The following is a 16,638-nucleotide window of genomic DNA, read 5'->3' on the forward strand; positions in this document are numbered from 1 at the left end:
ACAATGAAAGTAGTTAAAGTTAAAGCAATTGATGATTATCAATTAAAGATTACTTTTGAGAATGAAGAGGAGAAAACATTTGACGTAAAACCGTATTTAAATAAAGGAATTTTTACTGAATTAAAAGAGCCTCAAGTTTTTTATGCAGTGAAGACTTCGTTGGGTTCGATAACCTGGCCCTCTGGTCAAGATTTCAGCCCCGAAACTTTATATATGGAAGGAAAATAGACTGAGGCTGTGGTTGGTGTGACACCAATCAGTAGAAAAGGTAATGGAGTACTAATTTAGGACTTTTGAGATAAAATTAGCTATGCTGTAGCTTTTTGCGATTGGCATGCGTTTAAGTGTCAAAACTAAATTATGAAGAAAACGTTAATTGTACTCGCAGTGCTGTTTATAACAAGCGTGAGCTGTAAAAAAATTATCGATCCGGGTGGTGGCCTTTGTGCTTGCTCCCCCATTCAGGAAGGTTTCTTAACTGTGGTGTTAAAAAATAATGCGGGTGCCGATTTACTCAACCCAGCTACCACAGGCTATCTCAGCAAAGAGAAAATTCAATTGTACATCAAAAATGTTTCAGGAGGAATGCGCCCGATAAGCTATGAAATCCGTCAGCCATTTTCTTACGACAGTGAGAAGTTCGAGTTTTATCAACTTTTCTCGGCTGAAATATTCAGTTTGGCCACCAGCGCTGACACTGATTTTTATTTAAAATTGGGCGATAGCAAAGCGTATGTTGTCAACCTCAAAAAAACAGACGATAAAAAGGTAGAAAAGCTTTTAATAGATAAAATCGAAGTACCTTTAGAAAAATCTACGCCCACTCCTTACGCTTTTATAAACAACATTTTTTCGTTCAAACAACCATAAAAAAAGACAGCTAGTTCGAACTAGCTGTCTTTTTTGTACTGTGCAACAATTAACCTTTAGGCTTATCTTTAATCTCAGTCGCTTTTAACCAAATTTTGGCGCCTTTGGCATTCACGTAGTATTTTCTGTTTTTCGAATCAATGTAAACATTAGATCCATCTGGCGCCATTTTGCCCTTCCAGGTTTTATCGGTTATTTTCGAACCGCCCTTTACAGCTACCTCAGCAGTTTTGTTTCCTACCGATGTAGCACCTTTTTCTATCGCTTTTCCAGTATGATCTAAGGCTTTGCCAACCTCTGTTTTTTTCTTTTCCTGTGCATTAACACTCAAAGTTAAACCACCGCATAATGCAAGTGTTAATAATCCTATTGCGAATTTCTTTTTCATGATAGCTCTATTTTATTTTAAGAACACAACAGACAGACAGGCAATTTGTTTTAGCTGAGGCATTAACCATAAATCAATCGCTCAGTAAACCATTTACCAGGCTTTTCCATTGAGGATAAGATAGTCCGAATTTTGCTGCAAGCGCCACAATAAGGTTTCTGCCTTTATCGTAAACCCCTACTCCATCCGTATTTGGCACTTCGTTGCGCCCGTGTTCTTCAGCATAAACAATGCGATCCACCTGCCGAATGATAAAAGTCGAAGTGGCTATATCTTTCAAAAAATGTGCAGTATCGTCCTCACTCGAGTTTGGATGGGCCGATGGCCTTACCCGCATGGCCACCCACGATTCGGTTTCAGTAACACTATTCTCAATTTTCTCAATATGAACCCAGTCAAATCCCTTTCCTGCCGCAGCGCCCGGCCCGGGAATATCTATCCGAATGTAATCGCCTTCGGTGGCCTGACGCTGTACCTCAACACCATCGGCATCGTAAAGCTGAAAAGCCGACATACCTGCGTAATCGCCCCAGTTATTAACCGATAAAAGGCGTTGCACGGCCTTATTAAACAAAAGCGATGCCTCAGTATTCGTTGCAAATTCCCTTTGCGATACGACATCAATTTTACTTCCCTCCTGCTGGCTTGGCACAGGCTGCAATTCTTCGTTGTTTTCCATTAATCCCAATTATCTAGTTTACCGTTAAAAAATAAACAGCATTAATTGGTATTAGGTTTTATGATTCATAAATTCATCCCCGAAGGGAAACGCTACAAAATTGGCTGGCAATGGCCTCAAAAACCAGCGTTTTCCTATTGTGTCATCCATCCCAAATTAACCCTTTTCGATCAACATGCAGCACACAGAGAACCTATCTCGCCAAAACATACTTTTAATGGCCTTTTGTACAGGCCTGATCGTAGCAAATATTTACTATTGTCAACCACTGGTTATTCTGGTGGCCAAAGATTTTAATGTAAGTGAAAGTTATGCCGGACGGATAACCTACCTCACGCAAATAGGCTACGCCGTGGGCCTGTTTATTTTAGTTCCGTTGGGAGACATGTTCGAACGGAAAAAACAGATCCTGATTATATCTGCTTTGGCTATCGTGTCGCTATTAGGCGCCGCAATCTCATCAACCTTTTTTATGCTCGAGCTTGCATCTGTTTTAATTGGTGCCTGTTCTATAGTGCCACAACTCATATTGCCGCTTGCCGCCAATCTCAGCACAAACGAAAACAGGGGCGCCAATATCGGCATAATAATGAGTGGCCTGTTGGTGGGAATTTTAGCCTCGCGGGCTGTAAGCGGAAGTGTGGGTTTCTGGTTGGGCTGGCGGGCCGTTTACTACATGGCTGCTGCAATTTGTGTCCTTTTGGTTGCCTTAATGGCCAGGCGCTTTCCTCAAAGTTACCCAACGTTTAAAGGAACGTATAAACAGCTGATGACATCCATGTTCGGGTACATCAAATCGCAACCGGTTTTACGAGAAACATCAATCATCAATTTCCTGGCTTTCGCCATTATCAGCGCCTTTTGGACTACAATGGTATTGTTTCTGGCCAATCCGCCCTTCAACTTTCAAACCCTGCAAATTGGGTTGTTCGGAATTGCCGGCGCTGCCGGGGCACTGGCTGCACCGTTGGTGGGCAAACTTAGCGACGGCAGCAACCCGCGTAAAAATTTGATGATCGGTTTTGTTCTGCAAATTGTTAGTATCGCCCTGTTTTACTTTACCGGAAACAACCTCTATCTATTCGTTATCGGCGTTCTGCTTATCGACATCGGTCAACAAGCCATTCACGTAACCAATCAAACGCGGATTTACATGCTCGTACCAGAGGCCAGGAACAGGCTTAACACTATCTTTATGTCAGTAAGTTTTATAGGAGCAAGTTGCGGTTCGGCACTGGGCTTGTTTTTGTGGCAGCAAGGTGGCTGGAATTTATTTTGTTATGGAATGGTTGGGATAATTGTACTAAATATGTTACTTTACAGGCTATACCAAACAAAACCTTAAAGTAATGAAATTTAAAAACGCAATCAAAACCATCATGGGCCTGGCTATCTGCTTCGGCGCCACATTAACAACTCATGCGCAGGATTCTACCAGCATGGCCGAAAAGCCTAATGAAGTAACCTCATTCAACAAAATCAGGCTAAATCTGTTGGGCCTCGGCTACGAAAGAGAGCAAAAAATTGGCAGGTTAACTACCTTTTATATTGGTGCAGGTGTTGAGAGTTCTTTAATATACAGAACTGAATCCGAGCTTAGGCCGATAGTAAACAGCGATGGAAGCCTTGATTATGCCTTCGATGAGAAAAGTACCACAGAATTTAAACTGTATCCCTCTTTTAACACTGGGCTTAGGCATTATTTCAATTTTGAACGAAGGATAAAAAAAGGCAAAAATACCGTAAACAACGCTGCTGGTTATGTGGGATTTGACGTTCTGGCCATATTCCCTACCCAAAAAAATGAAGTAGATTACCAGATTAACATGGGGCCAAGGTGGGGTTTTCAAACTCATGTTGGAAAGAAAATAAACTTTGGACTTGATTTAGGCCCGGACGTAACAATCAACAGCGAGGAAGTTAATGTTGGCTTAGGGGGCAAATTAGGCTTCAGCTACCTGTTTTAATTTATGGTTCAAATTGAACAAATATTTCCGTCGTTAACCTGGCGCATTCGGCACGAAGCGATGTACCCTGACAAACCGTTTGATTTTGTCAAACTACCCGACGATTTCGATGGCATACATTTTGGCCTCTATGCCGATCATATATTAACCGGTGTCGTATCGCTATTTCCGAAAAACGATGTGTATCAATTTAGAAAACTGGCCATTTTACCGCATGCACAAAAGCAAGGTTATGGTGCTAAGTTGATAGAATACTTATTAGATTTTTGTAAAATTCAGAAAGCAACGAGGCTTTGGTGCAATGCCCGTGTAAATGCTAAAGAATTTTATCATAAATTTGGATTCATCGCAACGCAAGATACCTTTTTGAAAGACGGGTACGATTTTGTGATAATGGAAATAATATTAAACAAAGAAGAGCCAACAAGTTCCGAAGGAATTTAAATGAATAGCTTTATGCCTTGGCGGCGAAAAATTAAGATATGGCAAAAAAGAAAGACGAAGAAAAAAAAGCGCACGTACCTGTAGTAACACAAGAATCGCTACAGTTTTTAGAAGCATACATCAATAACCCAGCGCCTACCGGTTACGAGTGGGAAGGGCAAAAACTCTGGTTAAATTATTTGAAGCCATATATTGATGAACATTTTATCGATAATTATGGCACCGCGGTAGGGGTTATCAATCCTACAGCTGAATATAAAGTGGTAATTGAGGCACATGCCGACGAAATTTCGTGGTATGTAAACTACATTACCAAAGAAGGATTGATTTACGTTATCCGTAACGGTGGTTCCGATCATCAGATTGCACCATCTAAACGTGTAAATATCCATACCGAAAAAGGCTTGGTAAAAGCTGTTTTTGGATGGCCGGCCATTCACACCCGCCACGGCGAAAAAGAGCAGGCACCAGAGTTGAAAAACATTTTTCTGGATTGTGGCTGTACCTCCAAGGAAGAAGTGGAAGAATTAGGAATCCATGTGGGCTGCGTAATTACTTACGAAGATGAGTTTATGGTTTTAAACGATCGTTATTATGTAGGCCGGGCTTTAGATAACCGTGTTGGCGGTTTTATGATTGCCGAAGTTGCCCGATTGTTGAAAGAGAATAAGAAAAAACTTCCGTTCGGCTTGTACATTGTAAATTCGGTACAAGAAGAAATTGGTCTGCGTGGCGCAGAAATGATTGCACAACGCATTAAACCCAACGTGGCGATTATTACCGACGTAACGCACGATACGACAACGCCGATGATAAACAAAAATACGCAAGGCGATTTATCGGCCGGAAGCGGGCCTGTGGTTTCGTATGCACCTGCTGTGCAAACCAACCTGAACAAACTCTTGATTAGAACGGCTGAGAAAAACGAGATTCCATTTCAGCGCCAGGCATCATCGCGATCGACAGGAACTGATACGGATGCGTTTGCTTACTCGAACGGAGGTGTTCCTTCGGCACTAATTTCTTTGCCATTGCGTTACATGCATACCACGGTAGAAATGGTACACAAAGAAGATGTTGACAATGTAATCAGCCTGATTTACCAAAGCTTGCTAAACATTGAAAACGGGCAGGATTTCAGAGAATTTAAATAAGGTTGAGGGTAAAAAGCTGAAAGACCAAAGCGGAAAGACCAAAACTGAAAACTGAAAGACCAAAACTGAAAACTGAAAGACCAAAGCGAAGTAAAACGGGATTGAGATTGCAAGTTGCCAAACGAGCTGGAAGCTTCTCATTAAATATTTCTTTTGCCCGAAAATTAAAAAATGGGAACAAAAATTAATCATTCTAAAATCATCATCAGAACCTTATTAAAGGTTTTGCTGATGATTTTTGTAATATTTACCATCAACTCGTGGCCTAGCATCGAACAAAGCCTTAAGGGCAATGCGCCCCCGTTCGATTACTGGCTTAACCACAGCTTTAAACCGAGCAACATCATATTGATAATCGGCTTCGGTGCCTATTTCTATTATAAAGATTGTAGCGATAATAAGCGAGACGAAGTTCGGAGTCCACAGTCCTGAGTCTAAAGTCTAAAATTTAAAGATGAAGTTTAAAAAGGGCGGCGCATAGCACAGTAGAATCAAAGCGGACAGCAAAATAAAAACCTGTATAGTTTGTGATTTGCTTATGCGCACCTCTAAATATATTTGCCTATCGCTAATTCTTCCCCTTCGGGGAGGTTGAGAGGGGATTAATCTTCAATCTCTATCCAAACCGGACCATGATCGCTCGTTTTCTCCCAGCCCCTAACCGCTCGGTCAACCCCGGCGGCTTTTAACCTACCGTTAACCTGTGGGCTTAGCAAAAAATGGTCAATTCGTAACCCCGCGTTTCGCCCATACGCATTCCGAAAGTAATCCCAAAAAGTATAAATGGTTTCATCGGGGTAAAGCTTACGAATGGCGTCTGTCCAACCCTGAGCCAATAAGTTTTTAAAAGCCTGGCGTGTTTCCGGTCTAAAAAGTGCATCTTCTACCCAGCGCTCTGGCTTATACGCATCTCGTTCAGTCGGAATAACATTGTAATCGCCAGCCAAAATAACAGGTAAGTCGTATTCGAGCAATTTTGCTGCGTGTGCAGTAAAGCGTTCGAACCACTGCAATTTGTAGTCGAATTTTGGGCCGGGCGCCGGATTGCCATTCGGAAGATAAAGGCAGCCAATAATTACATTGTTTACCATCGCCTCGATGTATCTGCTGTGCAAATCTTCAGGATCGCCATCCAAACCTCTTCTTAATTCCTTTATTTCAAAGTCCTTAGCCAAAATTGCTACACCGTTCCAACTTTTTTGTCCATGCCAAATGGCGTTGTAACCAGCATCCTTAATAGCTTGTTCAGGAAATTTTTCCTGAGGGGCCTTTAATTCTTGCAGGCAAACTACATCGGGTTGTGTTTCTTCGAGCCAGCGCAGCAGCACGGGCAAACGGCCGTTAACTCCATTTACATTATAGGTTGCTATTTTCATGAGGTAAATTTCAGTAAAAAATCAATTGCAAAATAAGAAATCTTCGATCAAAAGCCTAGCAGTATAATCAACACTTGTGATGCCGGCTTTTCTTTGTTGCATAAAAAACAATGCAAGTGACGTCGTTTTTCAAAAGATTGCTTTTGATAACCGTCGTCATCCGATAGCTATCGAATTCGAGCGCCCGCCCAATGTTATTTAGTTAAGCTCGACGGGTGTCATCCGATAGCTATCGGACCTGAGCCTTTCGACTTCGCTCAAGATAAACTCAGTCGATTTCTCCTCCATAGGAGCTCCCTTAGCGCACCCCGGTCGAAAGGACGATTTTATGTTATTTAAGGAATACGAAATATGTACCTAAATTATCGAACTCAATTAATAAAGCATATACGCTGTAGCTATTACGGCCGTTACAACTTTGTTATTGACGAAAATCAAAAAATTTAGATTAGAATCTCATTAAAAACCATCGACGCAAAATAACAGATCGTTTTATGCGTTAATGAATACCGTCTTCATCAAGAAAAAAGATTTAGCTTTGTAAAAACGTTGATTGTAAAGCGCATTGTACCGTTTGGTGTGGCAGAAATTATTTAAATTACCGCTGCAAATTGGTTGAAGGTTATGTTAACAATCTGTCAATGTAGCAACTCGATAATTATAAGGAATACTCGTGGAAATTAAGGAAATACTCGAAAGTGGCTTATTGGAAACTTATGTTCTTGGCATTGCTACTGAAGAAGAAGTTAACAAAGTTTTATTACTTAAAAAGCAGAGCCCAGAGTTTGCCGATGCGCTAAACAAGTTGGAGTTTGATATGGAATTATTGGCCCAAAATATGGCCGTGCAGCCACCAGCAGGAATTATCGAAAAAATTGAAGATGAGCTTAAGGAAATTCAGTTAAAGGAAAAAGCATTAAAGCCTGTTCCTGAATTCGATCGCTTCCAACACAATTCCGGAGAGCAGAACAAGCGTGAACACTATATCGAAGTAGAATCGGCATCGAACCAAATGCGGATCAATAAAGCCTGGAGATGGGTCTTCGCAGCGGTTTTCATCCTCGGTAAAATTTTCCTGGCAGCAGCCATTTATTTCTACCTCGAAAATCGGCAGGCGCAGGAACAAATTAAGGAGCTTAAACTCGAATTACATCAACAAAATGCCAGATAATTGCACCATCGCAACGTTTACAGCTATTTTTTGCGGCTTATAATCGCTCAAAATCTTTGGGTTACGGCTTCTATAAAAAATCAGGTGGCTTTTTTGAGCAAAAAAAGGGATAGACTAAAAGCCTATCCCATATCTAAACCCTAACATGCGCTCAAACATGAAAGAGTTAACAAAAATAACAATTAACCTTAAAATATTGTTTTCTTTTCGGCAATATAAACTACCAAATCTTCATACCCGGTTAGTTTTTAACAGCTGATTCACCTTTTGGATGATATTCATCATATCGAAAGGCTTCTCAATTATTCCGTCGGGCTGGCAAGAAAGATCTAAGCCATCAAAATTAAGTGCCGACAATAGCAAAACCGGAATGTGTGCTGTTTTTGAACTGGCCTTAATCATGTTGCAAAGGTCTCGCCCGTCTCCATCAAGAAGATGGATATCGAGCAAGATGATATTGGGCTGCTCATTACTTATTTTCTCAATCAAATTTTCAGCGTTCGATACTGAAGTGATTTGGTAATCCTCCTCTTCAAAGATCAAGGCGATCAGGTCATGAATCGTTTCTTCATCGTCGACAACAAAAATTTTTGGAGAATTATTCACATTCATGCTCACAAAGCTAATTAACTTATGTGTGCGATGTAAAGGTATTTATACGCGAATAAATTCAAACTGATTAACCAAAAGTTATGGATAAATTTTGAGCCGATTAGGCCGCAATGCCAGCACGGTAATTCTTCAACATCTTTTTGAGCAAGCCTCTGGCCACGTGAATCTTGGTTTTCACAGTACCTAGCGGAATGCCAAGATCTTCGGCTATTTCGTGGTATTTATAACCCTCGAAGTATCTACAGAAACAATACCTGCAATCTTCTGGCAAGGCATTAAGCGACTTCTGAATGTCTTCCATCATAAACTTTGCGGTTCCGGCGTTAGAGAACGAGCTCATGTAAAGTTGTGAGGAGCTGAGTTCTTCATCTTGTTGAATAACCTCACTTTTACGCTTGGTTTTATGATAATGGTTTAAAAACGTGTTTCTCAATATGGTAAACAACCATCCTTTAACATTGGTACCCAACTCAAATTTGGCCGAAAAGCGAAAAGCCTTCACAAAAGTATCCTGAACCAAATCGGCCGCTTCATCTTCATCTCGGGTATAAGCCAACGCCCGATCTAAAAGTGGTTGTTTATATTGATAAATATCAGTGTCGAAATTTAATGTTTCCATAAGCAACTAAGGTGAATGTTATAGGTTAACAATAGCTGATATGGGATGTTGATTGTATAAATACCCGATTTTTTACGATTAATAAAAATGTGACAAATTGAGACCGAAAACGCGTCAAAATCGCTACATAATATAGCCGTTTTTCATGGCAAAACGAACTAGCGAGGCAGAGTTTTTAGTGCCTGTTTTGCTAATTAAAGCTTCGCGTTGACTCTCTACAGTGCGCCTGCTCAAAAACAATTTGTCGGCAATTTCCTGGTTTGTTAAGCCCTCCGAAATGAGCGTTAACACGTTGATTTCTCTTTCAGAAAAATTGATGCGGTGATCGCTTGTTTGCGAAAGGCTATTCAACTGCGTATTGTAACGTTCTAAGATCGAGATACACAAATTAGACGAAAGATAACGCTTCCCCTTCATTACATGCTGTAAGCAAAACAGGAGCTCATCTGCTTCAATATCTTTTGAAAGATAAGCAGAAGCGCCTGAAATAAAAGCATTTGAAGCATGTTTTTCATCCTCTAAAATAGACAAAAGAACAACCTTGATCTGATATCCGCGTGCGCTGATTTTGGTGCTTAAACCGATGCCATCGAGCTGCGGCATCAGGATATCGGAGAGGATAATATCGGCATGTATTCCTCGGTCGAGCAGATCGATGACAGCCTCTCCATCTGAAACTTCTGCCACAACTTTAATGCCCTCATATTTTTCTATTAGTGCTTTAAGAGAGGTACGGATAATGTGATGATCATCCGCAAGAATAATGTTAATCATATCCCAAAGATAAGTTACGGCAGTTTAAATTAAAACAGGTTTACTTGGGCAGCTCGATGTAAAACGTGGTTCCAACGCCAACCTCACTTTCGAACCAAATCTTTCCTTGATGTAGATCAACAATCGACTTGATGATACCCATTCCGAAGCCTTCCGATTCCTCTCCGTTTAAGCCAGGCCGCAGCGTTCCCGGCAAGCGGTCAAACAGTCCTTTTTGTAACTCATCCGGTATTCCAATTCCATCATCGCTTACGCTTACCAAAACACTGGTTTTAAGCTCTTCGGCACGCACTGAAATTGTTCCGTTTTCGGCGGTAAACTTTATCGAGTTTGAGATCAGATTATTGATTACCTGCATAAATTTCATACTATCTAAATGCAGGTAAATGGTATCGGCAGAGGGAGTAAACACAAAATTCTTTGTTTTGCCAAGATTTGAACGGCGGTAAAAGCGAATTACATCGCGAAGCTCCCAAACCAGGTCTGTCCTTTCCTTCTCGATTTCTACTCTCGTCGATTTCAAAAACTCATGGTTGATCATACTTCTAACCAGCAATAGATTTCGCTCGCACATATCCTTTATAAAAACCAGCGAACTCAACATTTCCTCATTTCCGATTCTGGCCAAACTCTCTTGTAGCGATGAAGCCGCAAGTCGCATCATGCCCAAAGGCTCTTTCAGATCGTGCGCTAAAACCTCCAGCGTAATATTTTTACGGGCATTGATTTGTTCGATATGAATTTTGTTGTGCCTTGTTACTGTGGTTTCTTCTACCGTGCCGATTAAATAGGTTTCGCCAGCTATTTTAAGCGGTGAAACGATGATCCGAATGTATTGCTCGCGATCGTCCTTCAGCAAGCGCAACTCGTATTTCTTTTCCATATCATCGTCGAGGCATTCTATATAACACGAGTGCGCATGAAGCCTATCTTCGGGATGGATATCTTTAAAGATGAGGCCTGGGCTTGCTAAAATTTCATCAACCTGTAGCTCGAGGATGTTTGCAAACGAACCATTGATATAAGTGAATTGCTTTTCTCGTACTTTGAAAATAAAATATCCATCTTTAGATCGGTCGCCCAGCCGGCAAAAAACATCGCAATTTAATTCGCTCATAATATATAGCTTAACATTTAAAACGCCGGGGTTATCAAACAACCAGCGAAACACAAACACATAACCCGCCTATTGGTTTTCCATCGAACCTGATTGGTCGTCAACGGTACAACAGTGAGAGAAAGCTAAGATCACTTAGATTTACTGCTTTGTACTGCTTCAGACTACTTAAAATAGTGTTACAACCGATGGTACATGGCATCAAATAATGATCGATTTATACAAAAGCAAATCAGCTGTATAAACCTTTGAACAGATATTAACATTTTCTTCAAAATGTTTAAAATTATTTGTGGCATTAAAACTAACTATTTCCTAAATTGTTATCAGAAAAACAACGACAAAAAAGTCCTGTGAGCGGGAGATCCGCGGAGGGCAGGCACACCATAAAAAGATTTATCTTTCAGCAAGAAAGCCACCAAATGCGGTGGCTTTCTTGTTTTTTGCGGAGGGTGAAATAACGTAGATCCAATAACTGTTGCGATTCAGTTTTTTTTAAATCTTTTTATCACAAAACAATCACTCGAACGAAAATGATCACGTCCGTATAGATGTGTGTAATGCAAGGCCTACTTCATTTTACAATGACAGTTTTTTTCGCAGTTTTGTACAAATTGCGAAAGCACAATTCATTAAATAGCTGCAAAAAAAGGCTACTGATAAAGGAAAGTATCCGGCCTTTTGTCGCCAAGAGAATAATCCTTGCTCACTTTATCATTCAGTGTGCCCTGCTTTTCATCAGCCAAAAGATCGTTGTATTTTTCTAAGAGATGAATGTATTTATTCATCCAAAAATAAACCGAGTTTGTTTCAGTGCCTAAAAGATCTTGTTCTGCAGTTCTGCTCTCCTGCTCAGCATTGTATTCAATAAATGCATCAGGAAATGCCGTTGAGATATCCTGGCCCAATAATTTACAAACTTGCCAAATCACAACCTGATTTAACCTGTCTTGGCGAAACCAATTGTAAATTGTTCTACGACTTACATTTAGCTTTCTAGAAAGCTCACTAATTCCCATTCTATCTCTGCGCACCAAACGCTCTAGAATTTCCCCTTGTTTTAATTGTGCTACCATTGAATTAATCATTTTTTTCAAATAAAAAAATAAATTAAATCAGGACTGTGGACGATTTGATAGCTAATTTAACAAAAACTGTATAAATATGTGAAAAGGATGTGTTTTTTTGACATTTGTCAACATTTCAGGGTAAAAAAGGTACAAATTTCGGTTAAAAAGGTATCAAACTCCCGAACAACTGTGCATGCTGTCTTTCACGGAAATGAACTTCTCCTCCAAAATAGCAATAAAATTTTGAACCACTATAGTGATAGCGCCAGCAACGTTAACCATATTTATAAAGTAGAAAACTAAAATGCGATGAAATGCATATCTTCAAGTATTAGAAATTGAAAATGGCTGAAAATAAAACCAAGGAAAACGATAACAGCGTTATTGATTTTTTAAACACAATAGAAGACGACGCAAAAAGAAGCGATTGCTTTAAAATCGTAGAAATAATGAGTGAGTCTACAGGCTTTGAAGCTAAAATGTGGGGATCGGCAATTATTGGTTTTGGCAGTTACCATTATAGATATGAAAGCGGTAGAGCGGGCGATGCGCCTCTGGCTGGTTTCTCGCCGAGAAAGAAAGAAATAGCGCTCTATTTTTCTGCCCAGTTTAAAAATCGCGAACAATTACTCGCCGAATTTGGCAAGCATAAAACGGGCAAAGCCTGTGTTTACATTAATAAGTTGAGCGATGTGGATGCAGATGTTTTTAAAAAGATGATCGAAAACTCGGTAAACGAAATAAAAAGTACTTACCCCTAGATTTTCACTTTTTGTGGATAAGCCATTCCGGTTTGTGTTTCCTCCTTTTCAAAAACTACTTCTGTATTATTATAAGCGACAAATTACTTGGGCTGAGCTTATTTTTTTTATATTTGAGTATTTCAATTAATCTTCAAACGAACTAACTAATGATTAAAAAACTTTACCTCTATTTATTAATAACCGGCTCTTGCGTTTCTTTAAATGCACAAGCACAAGATGCCATCAATTATCAAACGCCACCGAAAGAAATTGCCGATTTATTATTGGCAAAACCTACGCCAAGCATCAGTCTTGATGGCAAAGCCCAATGGATGCTGTTTAGCGAGCGAAACTCCTACCCCTCTGTTGAAGAACTGGCAAGGCCCGAGTACAGGATTGCCGGACTGAGGTTAAACCCGAACAATTATTCGCCCAGCAGGCAAAACTTTATAAACAACTTCAGCTTAAAAAACATTAAGTCTAACCAAACCTTTCAGGTTGCGGGGCTGCCAAGTCCAATGTATGCAAGCAACGTAATCTGGAATCCTTCAGAAAACAAAATTGCCTTTACCAACACCACACAAAAAGGTGTAGACTTATACCTTATTGATATCAACGCCAAAAAGGCAACCAAAATAAACAAGTCGTACCTGAATACCGTTTTAGGTAGCGGCTTGACCTGGCTTAACGACAACACCATTATTTATCGTGCGGTAACGAAGCCGGCAAGTGCTGCGCCTACAAGGCCGCTAACGCCAAAAGGCCCAACGGTACAGCAGAATTTGGGTAAGGTGTCTCCAAGTGTAACCTATCAGGATTTAATTAAGTCGCCGTTCGACGAGCAATTGTTCGAATTTTTTGCCACGTCGCAATTGGTAAAAAACACGGCTGGCACAGAAACCCCAATTGGTAAGCCAGCTATTTATGCAAGGGTAAACCTATCGCCCGATAAAGCGTATATGATGGTTGAAACGATTCGCAAACCCTTCTCTTATTTGGTAACTGCTTCTGGATTTCCATCAACCGTTGCCATAACCAATTTGGCAGGTAAAACCGTTAAGGTTATTGCTGAGCTCCCTTCATCAGAAGGAACGCCTTCTGGTTACGACAATACGCAAAATGTACCGCGTGGTTTCGATTGGAGAGACGACCAGCCGGCAACCGTTATTTGGGCCAAACCGCTTGATAGTGGGCTAATTAAAAAACAAGTGCCTTTTCATGACGCAGTTTATTCGCTTAGCGCACCCTTTACCGGCGCCGAAAAAGAAATTTTTAAAACCGAAACGCGTTACCGCAGCGTTCAATGGGGCGATGCAACCCTGGCCCTTATTTACGAAGGCTTACGCAGCAAACAAACCAATAAGGTAAGCAGGTTTAACCCAACAACCGGCGCCGTAGAAGAACTTTACAGCCGCAACCAAACAGATGCCTATGGAAATCCTGGTTCGCCTGTAACTTCAAAAAACAAGTATGGCAGACAAGTGATTCATACTGTCGACAATGGCACCAAGTTGTTAATGAACAACCCTGTGGGCTCGTCTGAAAAGGGCGATTTGCCTTTCCTTGCCAAATTCGATCTCACTACTAAAAAGAATGACATCATCTGGAGAAGTGCAGAAGGTACTTTCGAGTATGTGCAAGAGGTTATCGACCCGGATAAATTGGTTTTGCTAACCAGCAAAGAAAGTCAAACATTGGTTCCGAATTTTTACATCAAGAATTTGGTATTGAGAATAGCCGATCAACCGGTAACAAACTTTGCCAATCCGTATCCATCGCTTGAAGGTATTACCAAAGAAAAAATCTCTTATAAACGTGCTGATGGTATCGATTTAACGGGCAACCTTTACTTACCAAAAGGCTACAACAAAGAGAAAGATGGACCTTTGCCCGCTTTAATTTGGGCTTACCCACGCGAATTTAACTCGGCAGCCGATGCAGCACAAATTCGTGGCTCGAAAGACAAGTTTACGTCAATTTCGTGGGGCTCGCCAATTTATTGGGTAACGCGTGGCTATGCCGTTTTAGATAATGCCGAAATGCCGATTGTAGCAAAAGACGGTAAAAAGCCCAACGATACTTTTGTGGAGCAATTAAAGCTGAATGCGGAAGCAGCCATTAATAAACTGGCCGACCTGGGTGTGGGTGATAAAAAGAGGATGGCCGTAGGTGGCCACAGTTATGGGGCGTTTATGACGGCTAACCTTTTGGCGCACACCAACTTGTTTGCTGCTGGCATTGCACGTAGTGGTGCATATAACCGTACGTTAACCCCATTCGGTTTCCAAAACGAAGACCGTACCTATTGGCAGGCACCGCAGCTTTACTACGAAATGAGCCCGTTTAGCTATGCTGATAAAATTAAAACACCTTTATTATTGATACATGGCGATGCCGATGACAATACCGGAACCTACCCTATTAACAGCGAGCGTTTGTTTGCCGCAATAAAAGGCGCCGGGGGTACCGTTCGCTTTGTGTTTTTACCTTACGAGGCGCATGGTTACCGTGGCAAAGAAAACATTTTGCACGCCCTTTGGGAGCAAGACCAGTGGCTTGAAAAATATGTAAAAAACAAAAAGTAATTCAAATTTCGGTTAAGAATACGAATGCCCCAAAATGGGGCATTTTTTTTGTGTTCAAAAATTAAAAAACACCATTAAGGTTGCACAGCACCTTAAAAAGTTGAATTTAACCTGTACCTTTAAACAAGCAAATTGAACATTGCCATCAATATTTTGTTTACAGATTATGGACTACATAGACTATTATAAAATCCTCGATTTAAAGAAAGATGCTTCGACAGACGACGTTAAAAAGGCCTACCGAAAATTAGCCCGGAAGTATCATCCGGATTTAAATCCGAATAATGAAGAGGCCAACAAGAAGTTCCAGCAGATTAATGAAGCAAACGAAGTTTTAAGCGATCCTGAGAAACGGAAAAAGTACGATAAATACGGTAAAGACTGGCAACATGCCGATCAGTTAGATGCGCAGGAACAACAACGCAGGCAATACCAATCGCAAAGCGGCGGCTATTCGGGCGGAGGTTATTCGGGTGGCTTCGGCGGTGAAGACTTTTCAGACTTTTTTTCTTCGATGTTTGGCGGTGGCGGCGGCCGAAGTGGCAGAAATTCTCCTTTTAAGGGGCAGGATTATAATGCCGATTTGCAGCTCAACCTGCTCGATGCCTACACCACTCATAAACAAACTTTAACCGTAAACGGTAAACAGGTACGCATAACTATTCCGGCCGGGGTGCAAAATGGTCAAAAGATCAAATTATCGGGCTATGGCGCACCCGGTGTAAACAATGGCCCTCCGGGCGATTTGTACATCACGTTCAATATTGCCGATCACCCTACCTTTAAGCGAAAGGGAAACGACATTTACATTCAGGAAGAAATCGATTTGTACACAGCAATTTTGGGTGGCGAAAAAATAGTAGAAACCTTAAATGGCAAGGTTAAGCTGAAGATACCCGAAGGTACGCAGCCCGATACCACCCTTCGCCTTAAGGGAAAAGGTTTTCCTGTTTACAAAAAAGAAAACCAGTTTGGCGATTTGTACATTAAATGGCAGGTAAAACTACCAACCAACCTGAATGCTACACAAAAAGAACTTTTCGAAAAACTTTCCAAAACCTAACCAGAT

The 16,638-nt window shown here is 40.9% G+C and carries 19 protein-coding genes; 11 read left to right on the top strand and 8 right to left on the bottom strand.

Features of this window, described 5'->3' with window-relative positions; translation table 11 throughout:
- The first annotated feature begins 3 nt into the window (after positions 1-3).
- Complete coding sequence (locus IZT61_RS08985; protein WP_196100819.1) at positions 4-228, top strand: DUF2442 domain-containing protein; 225 nt, start codon at positions 4-6, stop codon at positions 226-228.
- A 132-nt stretch (positions 229-360) separates the two neighbouring features.
- Positions 361-870 carry a hypothetical protein gene (locus IZT61_RS08990; RefSeq protein ID WP_196100820.1) on the top strand — a complete coding sequence of 170 codons (510 nt, stop codon included), beginning with the start codon at positions 361-363 and terminating at the stop codon, positions 868-870.
- A gap of 49 nt (positions 871-919) precedes the next feature.
- Here the strand turns inward: IZT61_RS08990 and IZT61_RS08995 are convergent, their stop codons facing one another.
- Complete coding sequence (locus IZT61_RS08995) at positions 920-1,258, bottom strand: hypothetical protein (RefSeq protein ID WP_196100821.1); 339 nt, start codon at positions 1,256-1,258, stop codon at positions 920-922.
- 73 nt (positions 1,259-1,331) lie between these two features.
- Positions 1,332-1,937 carry a hypothetical protein gene (locus IZT61_RS09000; protein ID WP_196100822.1) on the bottom strand — a complete coding sequence of 202 codons (606 nt, stop codon included), beginning with the start codon at positions 1,935-1,937 and terminating at the stop codon, positions 1,332-1,334.
- Between the two features lie 175 nt (positions 1,938-2,112).
- Between IZT61_RS09000 and IZT61_RS09005 the strand changes: the two genes are divergently transcribed.
- The 5 genes from IZT61_RS09005 to IZT61_RS09025 all read left to right on the top strand — a co-directional run bounded on the left by IZT61_RS09005 (position 2,113) and on the right by IZT61_RS09025 (position 5,934).
- Positions 2,113-3,282, top strand: a complete 1,170-nt coding sequence (locus IZT61_RS09005) for an MFS transporter (RefSeq protein WP_230383913.1) — start codon at positions 2,113-2,115, stop codon at positions 3,280-3,282.
- A gap of 4 nt (positions 3,283-3,286) precedes the next feature.
- Complete coding sequence (locus tag IZT61_RS09010; protein ID WP_196100823.1) at positions 3,287-3,904, top strand: hypothetical protein; 618 nt, start codon at positions 3,287-3,289, stop codon at positions 3,902-3,904.
- Between the two features lie 3 nt (positions 3,905-3,907).
- The gene (locus IZT61_RS09015) at positions 3,908-4,348 is read left to right on the top strand and encodes a GNAT family N-acetyltransferase (protein WP_196100824.1); all 441 of its coding nucleotides are present in this window, start codon (positions 3,908-3,910) and stop codon (positions 4,346-4,348) included.
- Positions 4,349-4,386: 38 nt separating this feature from the next.
- Entirely contained in the window at positions 4,387-5,502 is a 1,116-nt protein-coding gene (locus tag IZT61_RS09020; protein WP_196100825.1) for a M42 family metallopeptidase, read from the top strand.
- A 171-nt stretch (positions 5,503-5,673) separates the two neighbouring features.
- Complete coding sequence (locus IZT61_RS09025; protein ID WP_196100826.1) at positions 5,674-5,934, top strand: hypothetical protein; 261 nt, start codon at positions 5,674-5,676, stop codon at positions 5,932-5,934.
- Positions 5,935-6,104: 170 nt separating this feature from the next.
- On the opposite strand, the gene xth is transcribed toward IZT61_RS09025, so the two are convergent.
- Positions 6,105-6,878, bottom strand: a complete 774-nt coding sequence (gene xth, locus IZT61_RS09030; protein ID WP_196100827.1) for an exodeoxyribonuclease III — start codon at positions 6,876-6,878, stop codon at positions 6,105-6,107.
- A gap of 673 nt (positions 6,879-7,551) precedes the next feature.
- Between xth and IZT61_RS09035 the strand changes: the two genes are divergently transcribed.
- A complete protein-coding gene (locus IZT61_RS09035; protein WP_196100828.1) occupies positions 7,552-8,049 on the top strand; it encodes a hypothetical protein in 498 nt (165 codons plus the stop codon).
- Between the two features lie 231 nt (positions 8,050-8,280).
- Here the strand turns inward: IZT61_RS09035 and IZT61_RS09040 are convergent, their stop codons facing one another.
- From IZT61_RS09040 to IZT61_RS09060, 5 genes are all read right to left on the bottom strand, one after another.
- A complete protein-coding gene (locus IZT61_RS09040) occupies positions 8,281-8,661 on the bottom strand; it encodes a response regulator (protein ID WP_196100829.1) in 381 nt (126 codons plus the stop codon).
- A gap of 100 nt (positions 8,662-8,761) precedes the next feature.
- Positions 8,762-9,280 (bottom strand): RNA polymerase sigma factor, encoded by a 519-nt coding sequence (locus IZT61_RS09045; RefSeq protein ID WP_196100830.1) that lies wholly within the window; start codon positions 9,278-9,280, stop codon positions 8,762-8,764.
- A gap of 123 nt (positions 9,281-9,403) precedes the next feature.
- Positions 9,404-10,054, bottom strand: a complete 651-nt coding sequence (locus tag IZT61_RS09050; RefSeq protein ID WP_196100831.1) for a response regulator — start codon at positions 10,052-10,054, stop codon at positions 9,404-9,406.
- A gap of 40 nt (positions 10,055-10,094) precedes the next feature.
- Entirely contained in the window at positions 10,095-11,171 is a 1,077-nt protein-coding gene (locus IZT61_RS09055) for a PAS domain-containing sensor histidine kinase (RefSeq protein WP_196100832.1), read from the bottom strand.
- 653 nt (positions 11,172-11,824) lie between these two features.
- Complete coding sequence (locus IZT61_RS09060) at positions 11,825-12,259, bottom strand: HTH domain-containing protein (RefSeq protein ID WP_230383914.1); 435 nt, start codon at positions 12,257-12,259, stop codon at positions 11,825-11,827.
- Between the two features lie 326 nt (positions 12,260-12,585).
- Here IZT61_RS09060 and IZT61_RS09065 point away from each other — a divergent pair, with 326 nt between their 5' ends.
- From IZT61_RS09065 to IZT61_RS09075, 3 genes are all read left to right on the top strand, one after another.
- Positions 12,586-13,002 carry a DUF1801 domain-containing protein gene (locus tag IZT61_RS09065; RefSeq protein WP_196100834.1) on the top strand — a complete coding sequence of 139 codons (417 nt, stop codon included), beginning with the start codon at positions 12,586-12,588 and terminating at the stop codon, positions 13,000-13,002.
- Between the two features lie 149 nt (positions 13,003-13,151).
- Positions 13,152-15,569, top strand: coding sequence for an alpha/beta hydrolase family protein (locus IZT61_RS09070; protein ID WP_196100835.1), 2,418 nt, complete (start codon positions 13,152-13,154; stop codon positions 15,567-15,569).
- A gap of 166 nt (positions 15,570-15,735) precedes the next feature.
- On the top strand, positions 15,736-16,632 hold the full coding sequence (locus IZT61_RS09075) for a DnaJ C-terminal domain-containing protein (RefSeq protein WP_196100836.1): 897 nt from the start codon (positions 15,736-15,738) through the stop codon (positions 16,630-16,632).
- Positions 16,633-16,638: the final 6 nt, after the last annotated feature.

It is taken from the genome of Pedobacter endophyticus, from assembly GCF_015679185.1.
Lineage (GTDB): Bacteria > Bacteroidota > Bacteroidia > Sphingobacteriales > Sphingobacteriaceae > Pedobacter > Pedobacter endophyticus.